The 17,994-nt window shown below is 36.8% G+C and carries 16 protein-coding genes and 1 tRNA gene; 4 read left to right on the top strand and 13 right to left on the bottom strand.

Annotated elements, in window-relative coordinates; translation table 11 throughout:
• Positions 1–80: 80 nt before the first annotated feature.
• Positions 81–662: a ribosomal protein S5-alanine N-acetyltransferase gene (gene rimJ / locus HMPREF3129_RS02010; protein ID WP_004251376.1), complete on the bottom strand. Its 582-nt coding sequence runs from the start codon at positions 660–662 to the stop codon at positions 81–83.
• Between the two features lie 194 nt (positions 663–856).
• On the opposite strand from rimJ, the gene mdtH reads away from it, so the two are divergent.
• Both mdtH and HMPREF3129_RS02000 read left to right on the top strand, forming a co-directional pair.
• A complete protein-coding gene (gene mdtH / locus HMPREF3129_RS02005) occupies positions 857–2,059 on the top strand; it encodes a multidrug efflux MFS transporter MdtH (protein WP_004242700.1) in 1,203 nt (400 codons plus the stop codon).
• Positions 2,060–2,100: 41 nt separating this feature from the next.
• On the top strand, positions 2,101–2,655 hold the full coding sequence (locus HMPREF3129_RS02000) for a lipoprotein (protein ID WP_004247972.1): 555 nt from the start codon (positions 2,101–2,103) through the stop codon (positions 2,653–2,655).
• A gap of 237 nt (positions 2,656–2,892) precedes the next feature.
• Here the strand turns inward: HMPREF3129_RS02000 and HMPREF3129_RS01995 are convergent, their stop codons facing one another.
• The 4 genes from HMPREF3129_RS01995 to ghrA all read right to left on the bottom strand — a co-directional run bounded on the left by HMPREF3129_RS01995 (position 2,893) and on the right by ghrA (position 8,520).
• A complete protein-coding gene (locus tag HMPREF3129_RS01995) occupies positions 2,893–3,450 on the bottom strand; it encodes a TorD/DmsD family molecular chaperone (RefSeq protein ID WP_004247971.1) in 558 nt (185 codons plus the stop codon).
• 223 nt (positions 3,451–3,673) lie between these two features.
• A complete protein-coding gene (locus tag HMPREF3129_RS01990) occupies positions 3,674–4,282 on the bottom strand; it encodes a 2OG-Fe(II) oxygenase (protein ID WP_036918240.1) in 609 nt (202 codons plus the stop codon).
• A 244-nt stretch (positions 4,283–4,526) separates the two neighbouring features.
• Positions 4,527–7,388, bottom strand: a complete 2,862-nt coding sequence (locus tag HMPREF3129_RS01985) for a hypothetical protein (RefSeq protein WP_036918238.1) — start codon at positions 7,386–7,388, stop codon at positions 4,527–4,529.
• 190 nt (positions 7,389–7,578) lie between these two features.
• Positions 7,579–8,520, bottom strand: coding sequence for a glyoxylate/hydroxypyruvate reductase GhrA (ghrA, locus tag HMPREF3129_RS01980; RefSeq protein WP_036918236.1), 942 nt, complete (start codon positions 8,518–8,520; stop codon positions 7,579–7,581).
• Between the two features lie 303 nt (positions 8,521–8,823).
• Here ghrA and HMPREF3129_RS01975 point away from each other — a divergent pair.
• Both HMPREF3129_RS01975 and dauA read left to right on the top strand, forming a co-directional pair.
• Positions 8,824–8,911: transfer RNA gene (locus tag HMPREF3129_RS01975), tRNA-Ser, on the top strand.
• Positions 8,912–9,472: 561 nt separating this feature from the next.
• Entirely contained in the window at positions 9,473–11,173 is a 1,701-nt protein-coding gene (gene dauA, locus HMPREF3129_RS01970) for a C4-dicarboxylic acid transporter DauA (RefSeq protein WP_004247967.1), read from the top strand.
• 80 nt (positions 11,174–11,253) lie between these two features.
• Here the strand turns inward: dauA and HMPREF3129_RS01965 are convergent, their stop codons facing one another.
• The 8 genes from HMPREF3129_RS01965 to hemA all read right to left on the bottom strand — a co-directional run bounded on the left by HMPREF3129_RS01965 (position 11,254) and on the right by hemA (position 17,994).
• Positions 11,254–11,778: a hypothetical protein gene (locus tag HMPREF3129_RS01965; protein ID WP_004247966.1), complete on the bottom strand. Its 525-nt coding sequence runs from the start codon at positions 11,776–11,778 to the stop codon at positions 11,254–11,256.
• Positions 11,775–12,053, bottom strand: a complete 279-nt coding sequence (locus HMPREF3129_RS01960; protein ID WP_004247964.1) for a type II toxin-antitoxin system TacA family antitoxin — start codon at positions 12,051–12,053, stop codon at positions 11,775–11,777. The genes HMPREF3129_RS01965 and HMPREF3129_RS01960 overlap by 4 nt, the downstream gene beginning before the upstream one ends.
• Positions 12,054–12,130: 77 nt before the next feature.
• Positions 12,131–13,060 (bottom strand): tRNA modification radical SAM protein MnmL/YtqA, encoded by a 930-nt coding sequence (locus HMPREF3129_RS01955; RefSeq protein ID WP_017628160.1) that lies wholly within the window; start codon positions 13,058–13,060, stop codon positions 12,131–12,133.
• Between the two features lie 7 nt (positions 13,061–13,067).
• Positions 13,068–13,922 carry a 3-deoxy-8-phosphooctulonate synthase gene (gene kdsA, locus HMPREF3129_RS01950; RefSeq protein ID WP_004242689.1) on the bottom strand — a complete coding sequence of 285 codons (855 nt, stop codon included), beginning with the start codon at positions 13,920–13,922 and terminating at the stop codon, positions 13,068–13,070.
• A 57-nt stretch (positions 13,923–13,979) separates the two neighbouring features.
• Positions 13,980–14,795: an invasion regulator SirB1 gene (gene sirB1 / locus HMPREF3129_RS01945; protein ID WP_004242688.1), complete on the bottom strand. Its 816-nt coding sequence runs from the start codon at positions 14,793–14,795 to the stop codon at positions 13,980–13,982.
• Positions 14,773–15,621: a peptide chain release factor N(5)-glutamine methyltransferase gene (gene prmC, locus HMPREF3129_RS01940; protein WP_004247962.1), complete on the bottom strand. Its 849-nt coding sequence runs from the start codon at positions 15,619–15,621 to the stop codon at positions 14,773–14,775. Before prmC ends, sirB1 begins: the two co-directional genes overlap by 23 nt.
• Positions 15,621–16,703, bottom strand: coding sequence for a peptide chain release factor 1 (gene prfA / locus HMPREF3129_RS01935; RefSeq protein WP_004242680.1), 1,083 nt, complete (start codon positions 16,701–16,703; stop codon positions 15,621–15,623). Before prfA ends, prmC begins: the two co-directional genes overlap by 1 nt.
• A gap of 28 nt (positions 16,704–16,731) precedes the next feature.
• Positions 16,732–17,994: a glutamyl-tRNA reductase gene (hemA, locus tag HMPREF3129_RS01930; protein ID WP_004242677.1), complete on the bottom strand. Its 1,263-nt coding sequence runs from the start codon at positions 17,992–17,994 to the stop codon at positions 16,732–16,734.

Raw genomic sequence — 17,994 nt, 5'->3', positions numbered from 1 at the left:
GGAATACACTTAACTGTTTTTTTGATCAAAAAATAGTTCACCTTAGTCAAAAAACTCAATATTTTAATGTATATTCGCCATTATCCTTTGGGAAAAGGACGAGTTGTTAATGCGGTAAGCACATGATCACGCCATTCTTGATTTATCTGCAGATAATTTTTAGCGTAACCTTCTCGTTCAAAGCCATGTTTAGCCAATAAATTACCACTGCGTAAATTATGAGGCATATAATTTGCCATAATACGATGCATTCCTTGTTGACGTTGCATAAAGCGTAATGTTTCATGCAATGCTTCTGACATATAGCCTTGCCCTTGCCACTTCTCACCGACGGAATAACCTAAAAAGCAGGCATTAAAAGCACCACGCATGACATTGCTGTAATTAGCAACCCCTATGACTTCATCTTCTTTTGGCGTCAATAATAGAAAATGAAAAGCACTCTCTTGGCGGTGCAATTCATTTATATAAAGTAAGCGGTGCTCCCACCCTGAAGGTAAATAGTGCGATTTATCTCTTACTGGCTCCCAAGGGATCAAAAAATGGCGGTTTAGTGTATAGTAATTAGCTAACTTCTCTGCATCTCTTTCATAAGCTAAGCGAACGATCATTCTTTTCGTTTCAAAACGAACTTTAGGGATCCCACTACGATAACCAAACATATCAGTCCTGTTGTATTTTTGATTAATCTTATTCTGAAGTAATCCTACTATTTCTAGCATTATCATCAATAAAAAAATATCATCTATAATAAGCTATCAATTAATAAAATTAACAGACAGAATAGATAAACAAAGCTCTGTCTTTGCCCTTCCTTTTATTTATTTTAAATCATTTGTTTAACTTATGGTGAATAATGGCACTGGTAACACAAGCTCGCACCTTGGGGAAATACTTTCTCCTCCTTGACAATATGCTGGTTGTTTTAGGATTTTTTGTCGTATTCCCTTTAATATCAATTCGGTTTGTTGAGCAATTAGGCTGGGCGGGTGTGATTGTCGGCTTTGCCCTTGGGTTAAGACAACTTGTTCAGCAAGGCTTAGGTATTTTTGGCGGTGCCATCGCCGACCGATTTGGTGCTAAGCCGATGATTATTACCGGTATGCTATTACGTGCTCTTGGCTTTGCATTAATGGCTTTAGCGGATGAACCTTGGATCCTTTGGTTATCTTGTATTTTATCTGCACTCGGTGGCACTTTATTTGATCCGCCAAGAACTGCCCTCGTGATAAAATTAACTCGCCCTTATGAACGCGGTCGGTTTTATTCTTTATTATTAATGCAAGATAGTGCGGGTGCCGTTATTGGGGCTTTAATTGGCAGTTGGTTACTCCTTTATGATTTCCATTTAGTTTGTTGGGTTGGCGCTGGCGTATTCGTTCTTGCGGCTATTTTTAATGCTTGGTTACTACCTGCCTATCGTATATCAACCACGAGAACACCGATAAAAGAAGGGCTAAAACGCGTTATTCTTGATAAACGTTTTGTTCAATATGTTCTTACTCTTACGGGATATTTTGTACTGTCGGTACAAGTTATGCTAATGTTTCCGATTGTTGTTAATGAAATTGCCGGCACCCCTAGCGCAGTAAAATGGATGTATGCGATTGAAGCTTTATTATCATTAACACTGCTTTACCCTATTGCCCGTTGGAGTGAAAAACATTTTCGCCTAGAACAACGCTTAATGGCAGGTTTATTTCTGATGAGTATCAGTATGTTTCCTGTGGGGATCACCCACTCATTACATGCCATATTTCTTATTATCACCCTATTTTACCTAGGCACTATTACCGCAGAGCCTGCTCGAGAAACATTAAGTGCCTCTTTAGCAGATCCTCGTGCTCGAGGCAGTTATATGGGTTTTAGTCGATTAGGGTTAGCTTTTGGTGGCGCGATTGGCTATACCGGAGGGGGATGGATGTATGATATTGGCAAACAACTTGAACTGCCTGAACTACCTTGGTTTTTATTAGGCTCAATAGGATTTATCACCCTTTACGCACTACATCGACAATTTAATCGTAAAAAAATTGAAACAGCCATGCTTACCCCATAGAGATCAGGTACACTTAGCGTGTTTACCATCAAGGAGTGTGTATGAAAGCTATTTTTTTGACTGCTTTATTTGTATTAACTAGTTTAGTGACTGGCTGTGATCAAATCAGACAATTTGATGTCAGTGAAAAAGTAATTAATGACTATCTGAGTCAAAAATCGGGATTACAAAAACACATTGGGGAAGACGGTGTTGTTTCTGCCGATATCACATTAAGTGATTTAGCGATCCAAATTGGTCGTACTGAGCCTGGAAAAGTGAGCTTTTCTGGTAGTGCTTCTCTTAAAATTGATTCTTTGTTTGGCAAAACTGGCGCGAATGTGAATTTAACTTTATCAGGCCAGCCCTTTTATCAAGCAGAGCTTGGGGCGATATATATCAAGTCAATGAAAATTGATAGCTATAAAGTGTCTCCTGAAAAAATGGAGCCAGTTGTAATGGCATTAAAACCTTACTTAGATACGACTATTGCGACTTATTTTGATAATCAGCCTGTTTATGTGCTCAACCCTGAAAAAAATAGTGCAGAAGCGGCTGCCTTTAAATTAGCAAAAGGGATTGAAGTTAAACCGGGTAAGTTTGTGATCCAACTTTAATCACAAAATGGTTAATTAAATATTTTTATCGTAATAAGGGCATTGGTTTTTATAAATATAAATAATTATAATATATATTGAATATTAATCATGATGATGAGTCATAGGATTAATGCTGATATAAATTAATTATTTTCTAGCCATAACATGCGCAATAAGCGGAACGGCACCCAAATAAGATAGCTATTCTAGGGTGTCGTTCAAAACATCAACGTTTTTATTATAGGATTTGATTATTTATTTTTCGTCTTCTTCATCTGATAATTCTTCTCGTAATGCAGAAAGTGCACCACGCGTAATTGCTGCTAAAGTACGATAAAAATTTGTTTTAGCATGCGCTTCAACCTTACCTAAAAAAGTTCCCGCCCAAGGTAATAGATAGTTATCAAATAGCTGTGTTTGTGCTAATACTTCATCTTGTGCGGCATTATCTTCAAGCCAAGAAGCGGCAAGTAACAACGCACCAAAGCTATCTGTCGCTGATCCGGTGACAGGCATACCTCGAGTGACTAAGAATTGACGAATATCTTGCTCTTTTATATCACCGTAATCATGTGCATAAAGAGATACTGCGGGTATTGGGTCAGCAAAAAGCGATTGGTAGTCAGCTTCTACTGCCGCTAAATCAGCTACGCTACTTTTTAACGTTTTGAATAGTTCATCTTGCTCTAATGGCCATAATTGGCTTAGTTTATCTTCCGCTATCATGGTTATGATCGGTGCTAAAATAGCATCACTCGGTGCACGTTGAAATAATGTACCTAATAGACGGCAGACAATCGAAAATTCATTCATTCTATTTTTACCCCATAAAGTTTGGTTTTATTGTCCTGTTAACCACCAGAAAATCAACAATTTTCTTTATTCTCTTTTCACTCTATTCCATTAATTACACATTATTTTCAGTCATTAATAACAGAAAAAGCGCGCTCTTATCATTAAGCTATATAACCTAATATAAGAAACGCGCCTAATCCCATGTTATTTCTATTACGACAATAACACTTTATTGCATCATTTAGCTGGCGATATCGAGAAAATTATCTCTGACACCATTAACTCGAAACCACCCTGCAATACTGATCCTTTCTTTATGAGTAGGTAATACTTCATGTGGAAATTGTTCTGAAAGAAAAACCACTAAACGACCACCTTGAGGGGCGACTGTCGCTAATTGATTATCATCCAGATCATAGATAACTAGCTCTCCACCATCTTGTTGTGTCCATTCATCATTAAGATATAACACTGTCGTTAAACGTCTTGTGACATTTTCTTTAAATGCATCAAGATGTTTTTTATAGAAAGCACCTTTTTCATAACAAGCGAAATGCGCTTCATATTCAAACAGCCCTAAAAAGAACTCACGATTAACTGCTCGTTGAATGCTTTCCATTTGCATAAGGTAATGTTGAACTGGCTCTCCCATTTGCGGCTCTAGCCAACGAATTTTATCACTGCGTATCGTGGTTTCTGCTAATAGGTTTTCATGACGTCCTATACGTGCTTGTTGTGCATCATTACCAAAACAAGCACGCAATTGTTTAACCGCCTCAGGTGTAAGGAAATCATCCCATACACACCAACCTTTATCTGCAATTTGTTCAAGAAGACTTGCTATATTCATTAGTCATATTGTCTGATTAACAGGGGAAACTATCTTATAGCACCATATTAGGCCAAATGACAATCTAATAAACTTATCCTTTCGATTACATGAATTTATTAGAACTAAACTCTATAAAAAAGAAAAACACATTGAAATATAAGATATTATTCCATAGAGGGCTACTATAAAAAACTAAAAAGCATTGAATAATAATATATTGCGTTATACATCACCCCAAACAAAGATAAGAAAAATAAATGGTTTACTGAAAATAATAATTGGTAGTTATTTTATCCAATTGCTTTTCATATTCATCATATAAAAAATTAATTTCACCTTTAACTTGATGATGCATAATAGACTTTTTGCTTTCTAATCGTAAAAAAGCAAGAGGAAATGATTTTGCTTTATCAGCGAGTTCACTTATAGACATCACATCTATTGAATTAAGCTGATATACAATATTATTTAACTCTTGTTTCGCATTATTATAGAAATTATCTAATTTATCTTTTATATCATTAACTGTTAGATTTTCATCGGTTTTCACCTCATTGATAAGCTCTTCCAGTTGAGTTTCAAGCACTGTATAACGCGCTCTCCCCTCACTATTTAGCTGATATTTAGAAATAAAATATGGCGTAAATTTTTCATTCATATTATTTTTTTGCTGTGAAGAAAGTATTTTTTTCTTTTCTGTTAAATCAGCTAAGAATTGTTGTACTCTGTTATTATTGTGTACTAGATCTATTGAGTTATCTATTACATCACTCTTGAGAGAAAGATCATTCTCCATCAATTGTGGATTTAGTTTGTTTTTTAATTTCTTATTTGCATCCAACTGTAAATAAACATGATCAAGTTTATTTATACTTCTTTTAACATCGTATTGAACAGGGTATTTATCAAATAGCTTATTTATTTTAAGTACTCTTTTATAAAGTCCTTTTAAATTATTTTTATGTGCTTCAAATTCTTTTTTGTCTTGTTTTATTTTGCCATCATAAATTCTATGTTTAAATAGTGAATTAACTCTTTTTTCTAACATGACTTCAAAATTTTTCAATGATGTCAATGGATACCAGTGAATATTATGCGATGCTTTTGTCGCTGAAGGTGTAAATTTTAAATCTCGGTATAATTCAAAACTTCCGCTAAAATACTCAACATCAACATTTTTTTCCAACTGTTTTGCTTTGGTTTCTCCATGACCAATAAATTTATTTATATTGTGAATGACATTTATTATTTTTAAAGAGAGATTAGCACCAACCGCATTTCTCGGTAAATTTAATTCTATATTTTCATTAGCAGAAACTCCCACATCAAAACTAGCTTCACTTCTAAGTTCAACACCTAATGACGCGTTTTGTGTTCTATTAAATTCCAGCGTTGCATTATCCTTAAGTTCACTCTCTGTAAGAGATACCCCTTGATTAATAAATTCGACTAAATCTTTTGGTTGAATTTTAAATGAAAAATTAGATTTTTTTTCATAATGATAATCGAGTATCACACTGGCCATTAACGGTGTAACAAAACCATAATCAATCGGCCCTTCTCTCCATTTTTGATCATAGCTAAAAACCCCAGCAGATAAGCCCGTAGCAATCCCCGCATCCATTTTATTTACAAATGAGAATACAACTTCATCTTGCTTATTTTTTGAAATTGTCAGAGCATGTGTTTTTGCATAATTAGCTAAAAGAAATGCATTTACATCAATGCTTTTAGGTAAATTAAATGCACTAATGCCAAAGAATGCACGGATATCATTATATTGGCTAATTGTAATACTCTCTTTATCATTTAATTGTTCTACTAAAGAATAAACAACCTCACCTTGAGATTTACCATTGTTAATTCCAGTAATATATTTATTAAGCAGATGATAATCATGTTTAATCGCTTTTTTTACATCATTTAGAGCATCTGTTTTAATTGTTCTCGGTAATGTAGCAGAATTAACTATAGCTTTTATAGTAGAAAACATCCCTCTAAAACCAGGATCAAGACTTTTCGCGATATCTTTTACCATTGCACCATATTTTTTTAATGCATATTGTTGTTTTGCTCTATCAAAGTGAACCCTTGCATTATCAATAGCCGACGAAAAAAAGGGAATATTTTTAGCACTAAAATTACCTATTTTTTGAGTAGAAAATGGCTGTCCTGAGTGATAGTTTTTATAGTTATTTTCTCCAACCATTGAATAAAAAGATAACGGTGGCTCTTGAGTTAAACGAGTGATTTCATAATGATAATCTTTTAATGCAAAAATATGCAGAGGATCAAAGTAATATATTTTTATTTTATTACCTTTATCAACCACAAGTTGGATTTTATTTAACACCGGTTTTATCGCTAATATTTTATCTTTTGATTTTAATGGCAATTTTATTTCATTTTTTTTACTCTTACCATCTACGTCATCCTCTTTAGGCATTAGCGTTGGTGGTAAGCCATATGTAAAAAGTTTATTATCTTGTAAATTTATAGTAATAGGCATCCCTTCTCTATTTATTTTTAATACATTTCCTTCTTCTTTCTCTATAATATTATTAATATTAGATAAATCATGTTTTAAACTATCTTCTATTTCATATTTTTCATATTCAATAATAAAATTAATATTAGTATTATCGGTGGCGTCATCGCTTAAATTATATTCACCTTCAATCTTTTTAAACTTTATTTTATAAAGTTCATTATTATTTCCTGAACTATCTCTCTTACTCCCAATTAAAAACCCATTATAATCGACATATAGTTCTTTAAATTTTATATCATCACCATGTTGAGAGTTGATATGAAATACATTATATTTAAAACCTCCATTAAAGTACTTTTGAATTAATCCGGTAAATAAATCATATGTTTTCCCTTTTATTAACATTAAGGTTCCATCATCATCAAGGGTAATTCCCATATTATTAAGTAGTGGACTATTTGTTGATCCAAGATAAACATAATTATTTACATTATTTAAGCTAAACTGTTTAATATTTGTATTATATACAGCAGGGGTATTAGACACATCGGAAATATAATTTGTTGATTTATAATTATTAAAAACACCAACCTCTGTTAACTTATTAACATATGTCATTATTTTATCAATCATAAACACCTCAACATTTCAAGCAGATGAGGTATCATCGATAAGACATATTATAAGAGATATCTTTTATAGCCTATTTTTTATTATATTATCTAAAATTTAGAAAAAGTTCTTTTTTTGAAAGTTTAGGAAAAAAAATAGACAATAAAATAAAATTTATTGTCTATTTATATATATATTATATCTATATTATTTAATAGCCACTTTTCATATCCACAACACCAAAAGGTGTTTCGCCCTTTTCAATACGTTGAATATTTTCAACAATTGTATCCATTGCAATATCTGGAATAGTAAAAGCAGCAATATGCGGTGTAATAGAGATACGAGGATGAGTCCAAAACGGATGCATACCCGGTAATGGCTCTTGGCTAAATACATCTAAAGAGGCATCAGCAATATAACCTTGATCGATAGCTTCTAGCAGATCTTGATCAACAAGATGTGCTCCCCTTGCCAAATTAATTAAATAAGAAGAAGGTTTAAGCTGTTCAAAAAGCGAGAAATTTAAAATACCATGAGTTTGTGGTGTATAAGGTAATAGATTGATTAACAACTGACACTCTTTAACAAAATCGCTCAGTTGATCGTTACCATAAAAACTCTCTACCTGATTAATTTGCTTTTTACTACGACTCCAGCAACGCACGTTAAAACCAAGTTCAGCAAGCTTAGTCGCTACACTTGCGCCTAATGCACCTGCACCCAAAACACCAATAACAAAATTATGATAAGTATGTGCGGGGAGTTGTTTCCATAAGCGTTGTGATTGTTGACGTTTATAATCATCCATACGGCGAAAATAATACATCACTTTAGCAATGGCATACTCTTGCATTTGCAAACCCATACCCGTGTCTTCTAAGCGCATTACCGGAACCCCAGCGGGTAATGTGCCTGGTTTTTGTTGCTCTTGCTTTAAAATGGCATCAACACCCGCACCAAGTGCAAAAATACCTTTTAATTGGTTACGGCTTGCTAACATTTCATAGGGAGGAAGCCAGACCATTGCATAATCAGCAGGCTTATCATCACCATGCTCCCAAACACGAATATGCGCGTCAGGAAGTCGTGCTTTCATTCCACTTATCCATGTATTTGCATCAAAAAAAGGATGATAAAAAATAATATTCATTTTTGCCTTCCTCCAGCATTTTTACCATAGGGTGCGAGGGTTATGCTTTTATTTCAAGTCTGTTTGAAAAAGTTGTTAAGAAAAATGTTGATAATGTTAACCAGCTAACGAAATTTAGCTAAAAAATGGATGTTACATCTCAAAAGAGATCACATTATTTGCTTAAGCCTTGTTCATATTGTTTTTTATTTGACTGGTTGGCATAAAAGTTAAGGAAAAAACGCATTTAGCTGTTGACGCTTATCACTCTTTTCCCTATAGTAGCGCCCCGTTGAGCATGAATGCCATGTTTAGCCACAATACGGTGAGATGTCCGAGAGGCTGAAGGAGCACGCCTGGAAAGTGTGTATACGGCAACGTATCGAGGGTTCGAATCCCTCTCTCACCGCCATCTTCTAAGAAAGCGCCTAGTTAAAAAACTAGGCGTTTTTTTTGTCTTTCTGTCCTTAATCTATACAGCGACAAAGTTCTGCTTGCTACCAGTACTAAAATTGTAATAATAAATTTATTGTAATTGTTTTTATATACGTTGCTATTAACCTATTCTAGATACTTAATTAGTCTATTTAATAAAAATGCTCTTTTTCATATACACTAATTAGCTTTATTTATAGAATTGTTTTTTCCTTTATTTTATAAAATACTTTTTAGCTATTTTTATACATTACTATTTTTAATGACAATTATTCTAAAATAAAACGCTTTATATAATTTATAGAATAACGTCAAACTTCTTTTTCATGAAAGTAACAGAATAAATACAATACGTTACATAACGTTATCTCTTTTGCTTAAGTTTTTCAATTAATTGCTTTAATTTTCGCTAAGTATTAAGATAGTGTTTAATAATTTGATATATCACATTATTATTAGCAAATAAAAGCGATATCCTTTCTGCTCTTTTTTATCGCCTTTATTCGGCATTTGACTTCTTATTTTGGTTTAAGCCTAAATGAAAACGCATAAAGTTAACCGGGTTCGCCCCTTTAGTGCATTTATTGATGCATGTGTAAAAGAGCCTTACTCTTTTGCCCGTTTATTAAAAGATATTATTGCAGGGATCACCGTCGGCATTATCGCAATACCACTGGCAATGGCATTGGCTATTGGTAGCGGTGTTCCCCCGCAATACGGTCTTTATACCGCAGCTATTGCCGGTATTATTATCGCTGTAACAGGTGGCTCTCGCTACAGTGTTTCAGGGCCTACTGCCGCCTTTGTGGTGATACTTTATCCTGTTTCACAACAATTTGGTTTAAGTGGGCTATTAATTGCCACTTTGATGTCTGGGATTATTTTAGTGGTTATGGGGTTAGCTCGTTTTGGTAAGCTCATTGAATATATTCCCGTTTCTGTCACATTAGGATTTACTTCGGGGATTGCCATCACTATCGCCACCATGCAGATCAAAGATTTCTTTGGTTTAGAAATGTCGCATGTCCCAGAAACCTATATTGATAAAGTAATTGCTCTAGGTGCCGCTCTACCGACAATCCATCTTGGAGATACATTAATAGGCGTAACCACTCTCTTAGTATTAATTTATTGGCCTAAATTGAATTTACGCCTTCCCGGCCATTTACCAGCATTAATTGCCGGTACGGCTGTTATGGGGATAGTTAATTTATTTGGCCATGATGTTGCCACCATTGGTTCACAATTTAGCTATCTATTGCCTGATGGTTCAACAGGACAAGGTATTCCGCCGATCCTGCCACAATTTGTGCTACCGTGGAATTTACCCAGTAGTGGTGAGTCTATTGCATTAAATTGGAGCACGGTCAGTGCGTTATTACCCGCCGCTTTTTCAATGGCAATGTTAGGTGCGATTGAATCACTCCTCTGTGCTGTGGTGCTTGATGGTATGACGGGGAAAAAACATCACTCTAATGGTGAGTTAGTCGGTCAAGGTATTGGTAATATTGTAGCGCCTTTCTTTGGTGGGATCACCGCAACTGCGGCTATTGCCCGCTCAGCGGCAAACGTACGTGCCGGTGCAACGTCCCCTGTATCTGCGATTGTGCACTCTTTATTAGTTTTAGTAACTTTACTGGTTTTAGCGCCTTTTCTCTCTTATTTACCATTAGCAGCAATGTCTGCATTGTTATTAATTGTTGCATGGAATATGAGTGAAGCTCGTAAAGTTATCGATCTTATTCGTCATGCACCAAAAGACGATATTATCGTTTTAGTATTATGTTTATCGCTTACCGTGCTGTTTGATATGGTTATTGCGATCACTATCGGCATTGTATTAGCCTCTTTATTATTTATGCGTCGTATTGCTAATATGACGAAAATAACAGAATCAACTTATACTGATGATGATAAACAATTATTAGTTGTGCGTGTTAATGGTCCGCTATTCTTTGCTGCCGCCGAGCGTATTTTTAATGAATTACGTGAACGTAGTAAAGGATATAAAACTCTTATTATGCAGTGGGATGCTGTACCTGTATTAGATGCTGGGGGATTACATGCTTTCCAACACTTTGTGGCGGATGTGCAACATGATACTCATATTATTGTTTGTGATATTCCCTTCCAGCCATTAAAGACATTAGCAAGAGCACGAGTAACGCCAATTGATGGCACACTTAATTTTTATCCTTCGCTACAAAAAGCGCTGGATGATATGGAATTAATTCAGTAGTTTTTTAATTATTAATTATAAAAATCTTTAAGCCCTTAATTTACACTATTTAATTAAGGGCTTAATTATTAAGTTATTATTTATATTTTATTTGCCATTGAAAGTGCAGTATAAATGGTTTTAAAGGAAATTAATAAAGAAAGAGGGGTATCTAATAATGGTATTGCCCCGTAGCTAATATACCAATTAGCGACTCGTTCATTTTTAGCATCTATAAGTAAAGCAACGCCTCCCAATTCACTAGCAACGGAAAGACAACGCCTTCCTGCTGCAAGCAATAGTTGCCCACCCAAACCTTTTCCTTGAACGGATAGATCCGTAGCTAGTCGTGCAAGTTTAAAAACAGGGATATCATGACGCGCTAAGCCATGTTTGATCAATTCGGGCGTTCTTTCGAACTCAATAGAAGCAGGACATAAGCTGTAATAACCTAATATAATATTATTACTATTATTGATAGCTAAATATGTTTTCGCACTACCATTCTCATGATTTTGTCTTGCATGGCGATACAGAAATTGGTTTAGTACTGCATCGCCACAATTAAATCCATTTCTATTATGTTTTTTACTGATCGCTTCTTCGTGCCAATTTGGTATTGTCATGCATTGTCCGGTAGAGCAAAAGCCGCTGCAAGTAGTTTAGCATTAGGCTTTGGTGGATTATCTAAAAGTTCCATAACACGTAATGTGTCTTTTTCTGATAATTTTAAACGCTCATTATTTTCAATAACTTGCCGAGCTACAGGTACAATATTACGAAGTACAAACTCTGTTAAGTTTGTATTTTCCAAACTAGCAGCACGAACCAGCAGTGATTTATCTTCTGTAGTGATACGAATTGACACTCGTTCACTGTTTTCTACTAGTGCTTGAGCCATAGCAACCTCCTTTGTACAGCTTCAAAGCGTACAGTATGATTAAAAAAGTTACAAGTGATTTTATGTTGAGTGGATAATTATTTACAATTAGCCACAAAAGGGTTATTTATCCCACTACCTTGTACGCCTTTTTCTAATAAGTATTGATAGAGTGCATTCATACCCAACCAGTGATTTTCACACCATTCAGGGGCTAATAAAGTAGGTTTTCTGGCACTGGCACAAACACGATGATAAATAACTTCTGCAGGAGTATGACGGATTATTTCACCAGCAGTATAAACATATTGTTGTTGTGTTAATGCACGAATACGCCCTGCTTTCCATGCTTTGGCTATCGTACTCCCCTCAACTATGTGTAAAGGGTGTAATTTTAGTCCATCAACACCGGTTTCTACTACCTGCTCTAAGGTTTGCATATTTAACTGATGATCTTCACGAGGTAAACCGATAATAAGATGCGTACACACTTTTAAACCTCGTCGACGCGCTTCTTTTGTGGTTGCTTGATAACATTGAAAATCATGACCACGATTAATATGCTTTAATGTCTTATTATGTGCAGTTTGTAATCCTAACTCTAACCATACTTCATAACCTTGTTCGCAATAGCCTTGCAGTAGATCTAACACACTGACGGGCACACAATCAGGGCGTGTTCCCACACATAATCCAACCATATTGGCTTGTAATAATGCACTTTCATACATTTTTCGTAGATGTTCTACTTCTGCATAGGTACTAGTATAGGCTTGAAAATAAGCTAAATAACGGCGAGCACGGGTAATATGCTTAGCTTGGTAGGCGATTTGCTCTTCAATAGAGTGATATTGCGTTTGCTCATCAGCAAAAGAAGAGACATTGCAAAATGTACACCCTCCTCGTCCTAATGTGCCATCTCGATTAGGACAACTAAAACCACCATGAAGGGTTATTTTGTGGATTTTTTCATGATAACGGCGCTGGAGATCAGCGCCGAACATATTCACTACAGTGTGTAGTTGCATAACAATTTTATTTACTGGTATCTAACTCAGGGAAGCTTTTTACCAGAGAGTCAATCGCTTTAATTTGAGCTAAGAAAGGTTCTAATTTAGCTAATGGTAAAGCTGATGGGCCATCACAGCGGGCATGATCAGGATCGGGATGAGCTTCAAGAAATAACCCTGCCAGACCCACTGCCATACCTGCACGCGCTAACTCAGCGACTTGTCCACGACGACCACCAGAAGCCGCACCGAATGGATCACGGCATTGTAGTGAGTGGGTAACATCAAAAATCACTGGAGCCCCTTCTGAGGCTTGCATCATGACATGAAAACCTAGCATATCGACCACTAAATTATCGTAACCAAAATTACTACCACGGTCACATAAAATCACTTGGTCGTTACCGCCTTCTTTAAATTTCTCGACGATATTTCCCATTTGACCAGGGCTAACAAACTGTGGCTTTTTCACGTTAATTACCGCACCGGTTTTGGCCATTGCCTCAACCAAATCGGTTTGACGCGCTAAGAATGCCGGTAGCTGAATAACATCAACGACTTCAGATACAGGCTGAGCTTGTGAAGGTTCATGAACATCCGTGATAATTTTTACCCCAAAAGTCTCTTTTAGCTCTTGGAAAATTTTCATTCCTTCATCAAGACCCGGTCCACGATAAGAGTGGATAGATGAGCGGTTTGCTTTATCAAAAGAGGCCTTAAATACATAAGGAATATCTAATTTTTGAGTAACCGTGACGTAATGCTCACAAATACGCATGGCTAAATCGCGCGATTCCAATACATTCATGCCACCAAAGAGCACAAAGGGTAAATTATTTGCTACCTTGATATCACCAATACTCACCACTTTATGTTGCATATCTATTCCTATCTTATTTTGCCATGTACCGTTATATACCCAGTACGGGATTAAATTTTAATGTAAAACAACAGGATGCTGTTCTATTGAATGAATTTGAATTTTAATCATCTCTGAAATGGGATCTTCCGGACACTGTTCAACAAAGTAGTTAAGGTCAGACAATGCCACATGATTACACTCTAATTGAGCATAAATCAGCCCACGATCACGTATTTCATAGGGATCTTCTGGATCAAACAATAATACCGTTTCACTGGTCTTAAGTGCCTGCTCCATCTTCTTTTCTTCCATTAAAGAGACTTTGAGTGTATCTAATAACTTGCGAATAATAGAACTGTGTTCTGACTCTTCTAGATCGGATGCTGATAGCTCAGATGTACTGCCTACATTACCTTTTAGCCAAACGTCTAAAGTATGACGAGAAAGATATTCACCATTAATGGGATTTAAGAAAAGTGGTTTTTCATCCGGAATATCTATTCTGATAATTAACTGTGTAGGAAAAATAACTGGCGCTAACGGTAAATTTATTGCCTGTGCAATATAAATTAAAATGGAACCTAATGACACAGGTGAACCAATATGAGTGGCCAATACTTTATCTAACCATAACGTATCAGAAAGACAATATTTGCCACTTGCACCACTGAAATGCCATTGTTTATAAAATAGCTTCAGCAGTGCATCAATTCTCTCTTGTATACTGGCTTGGTGGGGAATTTCCGCTTCTGCTTGCTCCACCAGCTGTGCCAATTGATAGCCAACTGAAGTGACCGGAAAATCTGGGCGAATTGCCTGAGAGATAAGGATCATACCCTTAACCAAAGGGGCTTTGTTAAATTCGTAATCAGCTATGGTTTCTATCATCATTCCAACGACCTACTGTCACTCGCTCATTACCGCCGTAATCACGGAAAGTTTCCACGCAGCAGTAACCCTTATCAATAAAAATATTACGTACTCTTTCACCTTGCTGCCAACCATGCTCTATTAATACCCAACCGTTATTAGCTAAAAACTGACGGGCATTTGTAATAATAAGCTCAATATCAGCAAAACCATGATCTGCCGCGACCAATGCGGTTAATGGCTCAAAGCGAACGTCTCCTTGAGAAAGATGTTCATCTTCTTCATCAATATAAGGAGGATTGCTGATTATCATATCAAATTGATAACCAGAGAGTGAACTAAACCAGCAACTTTCCATAAATTCTACGTTGCTAAGTGCCAAATGTTGTGCATTTTCTGTCGCTAATGCTACCGCTTCTGGTTGAAAATCAACACCAAGGACACGACAGTCAGAACGTTCCGAAGCTATCGCTAAAGCAATAGCCCCTGTCCCCGTACCTAAATCTAAAATTCGACTTGCTTGTGCAGAGAGTTTCTCTAATGCTTTTTCAACTAGACATTCGGTATCAGGCCGAGGGATAAGTGTTGCAGGAGAGACTTTTAAAGGTAGTGACCAAAATTCTCTCTCTCCTACTAAATAAGCGATAGGCTCGCCCTTTATACGTCGAGCAAGGAGGGATGACAATTGCACTAGCTCATCTTCTAAAAGTACAGTTTCACTAAAAGCAATCAAATAAGTACGAGCACGTTTTGTTACGTGCCCTAATAGAATTTCTGCGTCCCGCTTTGGGCTGTCACTATCAATTAATTGCAAGGCTGCTTGATGCAGCCATTGTTTATAATTCATTAATCTTGCTCAGATAAAGCGGATAGCTGATCGGCTTGATATTCAGTGACAATAGGTTGAATAAGTGCATCTAGTTTACCTTCCATCACCTCATCTAACCGGTAAAGCGTAAGGTTTATGCGATGATCCGTCACGCGACCTTGTGGGAAATTATAAGTTCTAATACGATCAGAACGATCTCCTGAACCTAATAAGTTACGGCGTTCAGATGCTTCGGCTTCTTGACGTTTTTGTACTTCGGCAGCACGAATACGCGCACCTAATACTGACATTGCTTTCGCTTTGTTTTTATGTTGAGAACGCTCATCCTGACACTCTACCACAATGCCTGTCGGGATATGCGTAATACGGATGGCCGAATCCGTGGTATTTACGTGCTGACCACCCGCCCCTGATGAGCGAAAAGTATCAATACGTAAATCACTTGGGCTAATTTCAGGTAATTCCGCTTCTGGCACTTCAGGCAATACCGCAACTGTACAAGCAGAAGTATGAATGCGTCCTTGAGATTCTGTTTCAGGCACGCGTTGTACACGATGTCCGCCTGATTCAAATTTCAGTACCCCATAAGCACCATCACCAATCACTTTGGCAATGATCTCTTTATAACCGCCATGTTCGCCTTCGTTTGCATTCATCACTTCAATACGCCAACGACGTGCTTCGGCATAACGGCTATACATACGGAATAGGTCACCGGCGAAAAGTGCGGCTTCATCACCACCCGTTCCGGCACGAATTTCAAGGAAACAGTTGAACTCATCATCAGGATCTTTAGGCAATAACAGTACTTGAAGTTGCTGTTCTAGCTCCTCATTGACGCTTTGTGCTTCTTTTAGCTCTTCTTGAGCCATCTCTTTCATTTCAGGATCATCAAGCATCATTTCTGCCGCTTCCATATCATCTTGCACTTTTCGCCATTGACGATAACAAGATGTGACATCCGTTAATTGAGCATACTCTTTTGAAAGCGCACGAAAACGCTCCTGAGAGGCAATAACATCAGCTTCTGCTAGAAGTGCTTGAATTTCTTCATAACGCTCTTGTAGAGCTTCCAACTTAGCGACAATAGAAGGCTTCATTCGTAGATTAAGATCCTGTTAGATAAAGTTAATTATGGGTAATACCCAAACTTTCACGTAAGAGATTCAGGCGTTCAATATCACCATCACTGGCAGCCTGTTGAAGAGATTTGGTTGGTGTATGAATAAGGCGATTCATCAACTGATGAGAAAGCTGTTGGATCACTTTTTCTGCATCAGCGCCATTTTGTATCAATGCAATCGCTTTTTCTGCCATTTCTGCACGTAACATTTCTGCACTATCGCGATATTCTCTAATCGCCCCGACAGCACCTTGAGCACGTAACCAATCCATAAATTGGCCACTCTCTTGTTGCACGATATGTTCAGCTTCAATGGCTGCGGCTTGGCGCTGTTCACGGTTATGCTGAATGATAGCTTCTAAATCATCAACACTATAAAGATAAACGTTACTCAGTTTTTCAATATCTTGTTCAATATCACGAGGCACAGCAATATCAACAAGTAGCATTGGTTGATTACGACGTTTCTTTAACGCCCTTTCTACCATGCCTTTGCCAATAATAGGCAACGGACTTGCTGTTGAACTGATCACAATATCCGCTTGAGAAAGTGACTCATCAATATCAGATAAAGTGATAACCTCAGCGTCAACTTCATTCGCTAAACGTTGCGCTCGCTCTTTGGTGCGATTAGCAATAATGATTTTTTTGACTTGATGTTCACGTAAATGACGCGCCACTAATTCAATCGTTTCACCCGCACCGACCAATAAGATAGTCAATGATGATAATGACTCAAAGATTTGGCGCGCTAAAGTACAGGCAGCAAAAGCGACAGAAACAGCATTAGCACCAATTTGGGTCTCTGTTCTCACTCTTTTCGCAACTGAAAAGGATTTCTGAAACAGACGTTCCAGCTCTGAAGAGAGCGAGTGATAATTTTGAGAATCGGCAAACGCTTTTTTGACTTGCCCTAAAATTTGCGGTTCACCTAATACCAAAGAATCTAAACCACTAGCAACGCGCATCAGGTGGCTCACTGCTTGATTATCTTGATGCCAATAAACACTATTTTTAAGCTCATGAGGCTCAATTTGGTGATACTGACATAACCAACTGATCAGTTGTTCATGGCTATTTTCTTTATCTTCTAGACTCAGATAAAGCTCAGTACGGTTACAAGTAGACAGCACTACACCACCTCTTACAGCAGGTTGCTGTAACAAGTTATTTAAGGCGTCACCCATGGTATCAGGAGAAAAAGAGACTTTCTCACGTAACGCTACGGGGGCTGTTTTGTGATTAATACCTAATGCTAATAACGTCAT

Source organism: Proteus sp. HMSC14B05 (assembly GCF_001808035.1).
Classification (GTDB): domain Bacteria; phylum Pseudomonadota; class Gammaproteobacteria; order Enterobacterales; family Enterobacteriaceae; genus Proteus; species Proteus mirabilis.
The sequence above is the reverse complement of the archived record's forward strand: the minus strand, read 5'-3'. Positions and strand labels throughout refer to the sequence as shown.

Bases quoted from the DNA above. Each gene is read 5' to 3' on its own strand.
- HMPREF3129_RS01960 (WP_004247964.1), bottom strand. From the start codon at position 12,053: ATGGCTCAAGCACTAGTAGAAAACAGTGAACGAGTGTCAATTCGTATC.
- hemA (WP_004242677.1), bottom strand. From the start codon at position 17,994: ATGACGTTATTAGCATTAGGTATTAATCACAAAACAGCCCCCGTAGCG.
- prmC (WP_004247962.1), bottom strand. From the start codon at position 15,621: ATGAATTATAAACAATGGCTGCATCAAGCAGCCTTGCAATTAATTGAT.
- sirB1 (WP_004242688.1), bottom strand. From the start codon at position 14,795: ATGATGATAGAAACCATAGCTGATTACGAATTTAACAAAGCCCCTTTG.
- mdtH (WP_004242700.1), top strand. From the start codon at position 857: ATGGCACTGGTAACACAAGCTCGCACCTTGGGGAAATACTTTCTCCTC.
- dauA (WP_004247967.1), top strand. From the start codon at position 9,473: ATGAAAACGCATAAAGTTAACCGGGTTCGCCCCTTTAGTGCATTTATT.
- prfA (WP_004242680.1), bottom strand. From the start codon at position 16,703: ATGAAGCCTTCTATTGTCGCTAAGTTGGAAGCTCTACAAGAGCGTTAT.
- HMPREF3129_RS01990 (WP_036918240.1), bottom strand. From the start codon at position 4,282: ATGAATATAGCAAGTCTTCTTGAACAAATTGCAGATAAAGGTTGGTGT.
- rimJ (WP_004251376.1), bottom strand. From the start codon at position 662: ATGTTTGGTTATCGTAGTGGGATCCCTAAAGTTCGTTTTGAAACGAAA.
- ghrA (WP_036918236.1), bottom strand. From the start codon at position 8,520: ATGAATATTATTTTTTATCATCCTTTTTTTGATGCAAATACATGGATA.
- HMPREF3129_RS01995 (WP_004247971.1), bottom strand. From the start codon at position 3,450: ATGAATGAATTTTCGATTGTCTGCCGTCTATTAGGTACATTATTTCAA.
- HMPREF3129_RS01955 (WP_017628160.1), bottom strand. From the start codon at position 13,060: ATGCAACTACACACTGTAGTGAATATGTTCGGCGCTGATCTCCAGCGC.
- kdsA (WP_004242689.1), bottom strand. From the start codon at position 13,922: ATGCAACATAAAGTGGTGAGTATTGGTGATATCAAGGTAGCAAATAAT.
- HMPREF3129_RS01985 (WP_036918238.1), bottom strand. From the start codon at position 7,388: ATGATTGATAAAATAATGACATATGTTAATAAGTTAACAGAGGTTGGT.
- HMPREF3129_RS02000 (WP_004247972.1), top strand. From the start codon at position 2,101: ATGAAAGCTATTTTTTTGACTGCTTTATTTGTATTAACTAGTTTAGTG.
- HMPREF3129_RS01965 (WP_004247966.1), bottom strand. From the start codon at position 11,778: ATGACAATACCAAATTGGCACGAAGAAGCGATCAGTAAAAAACATAAT.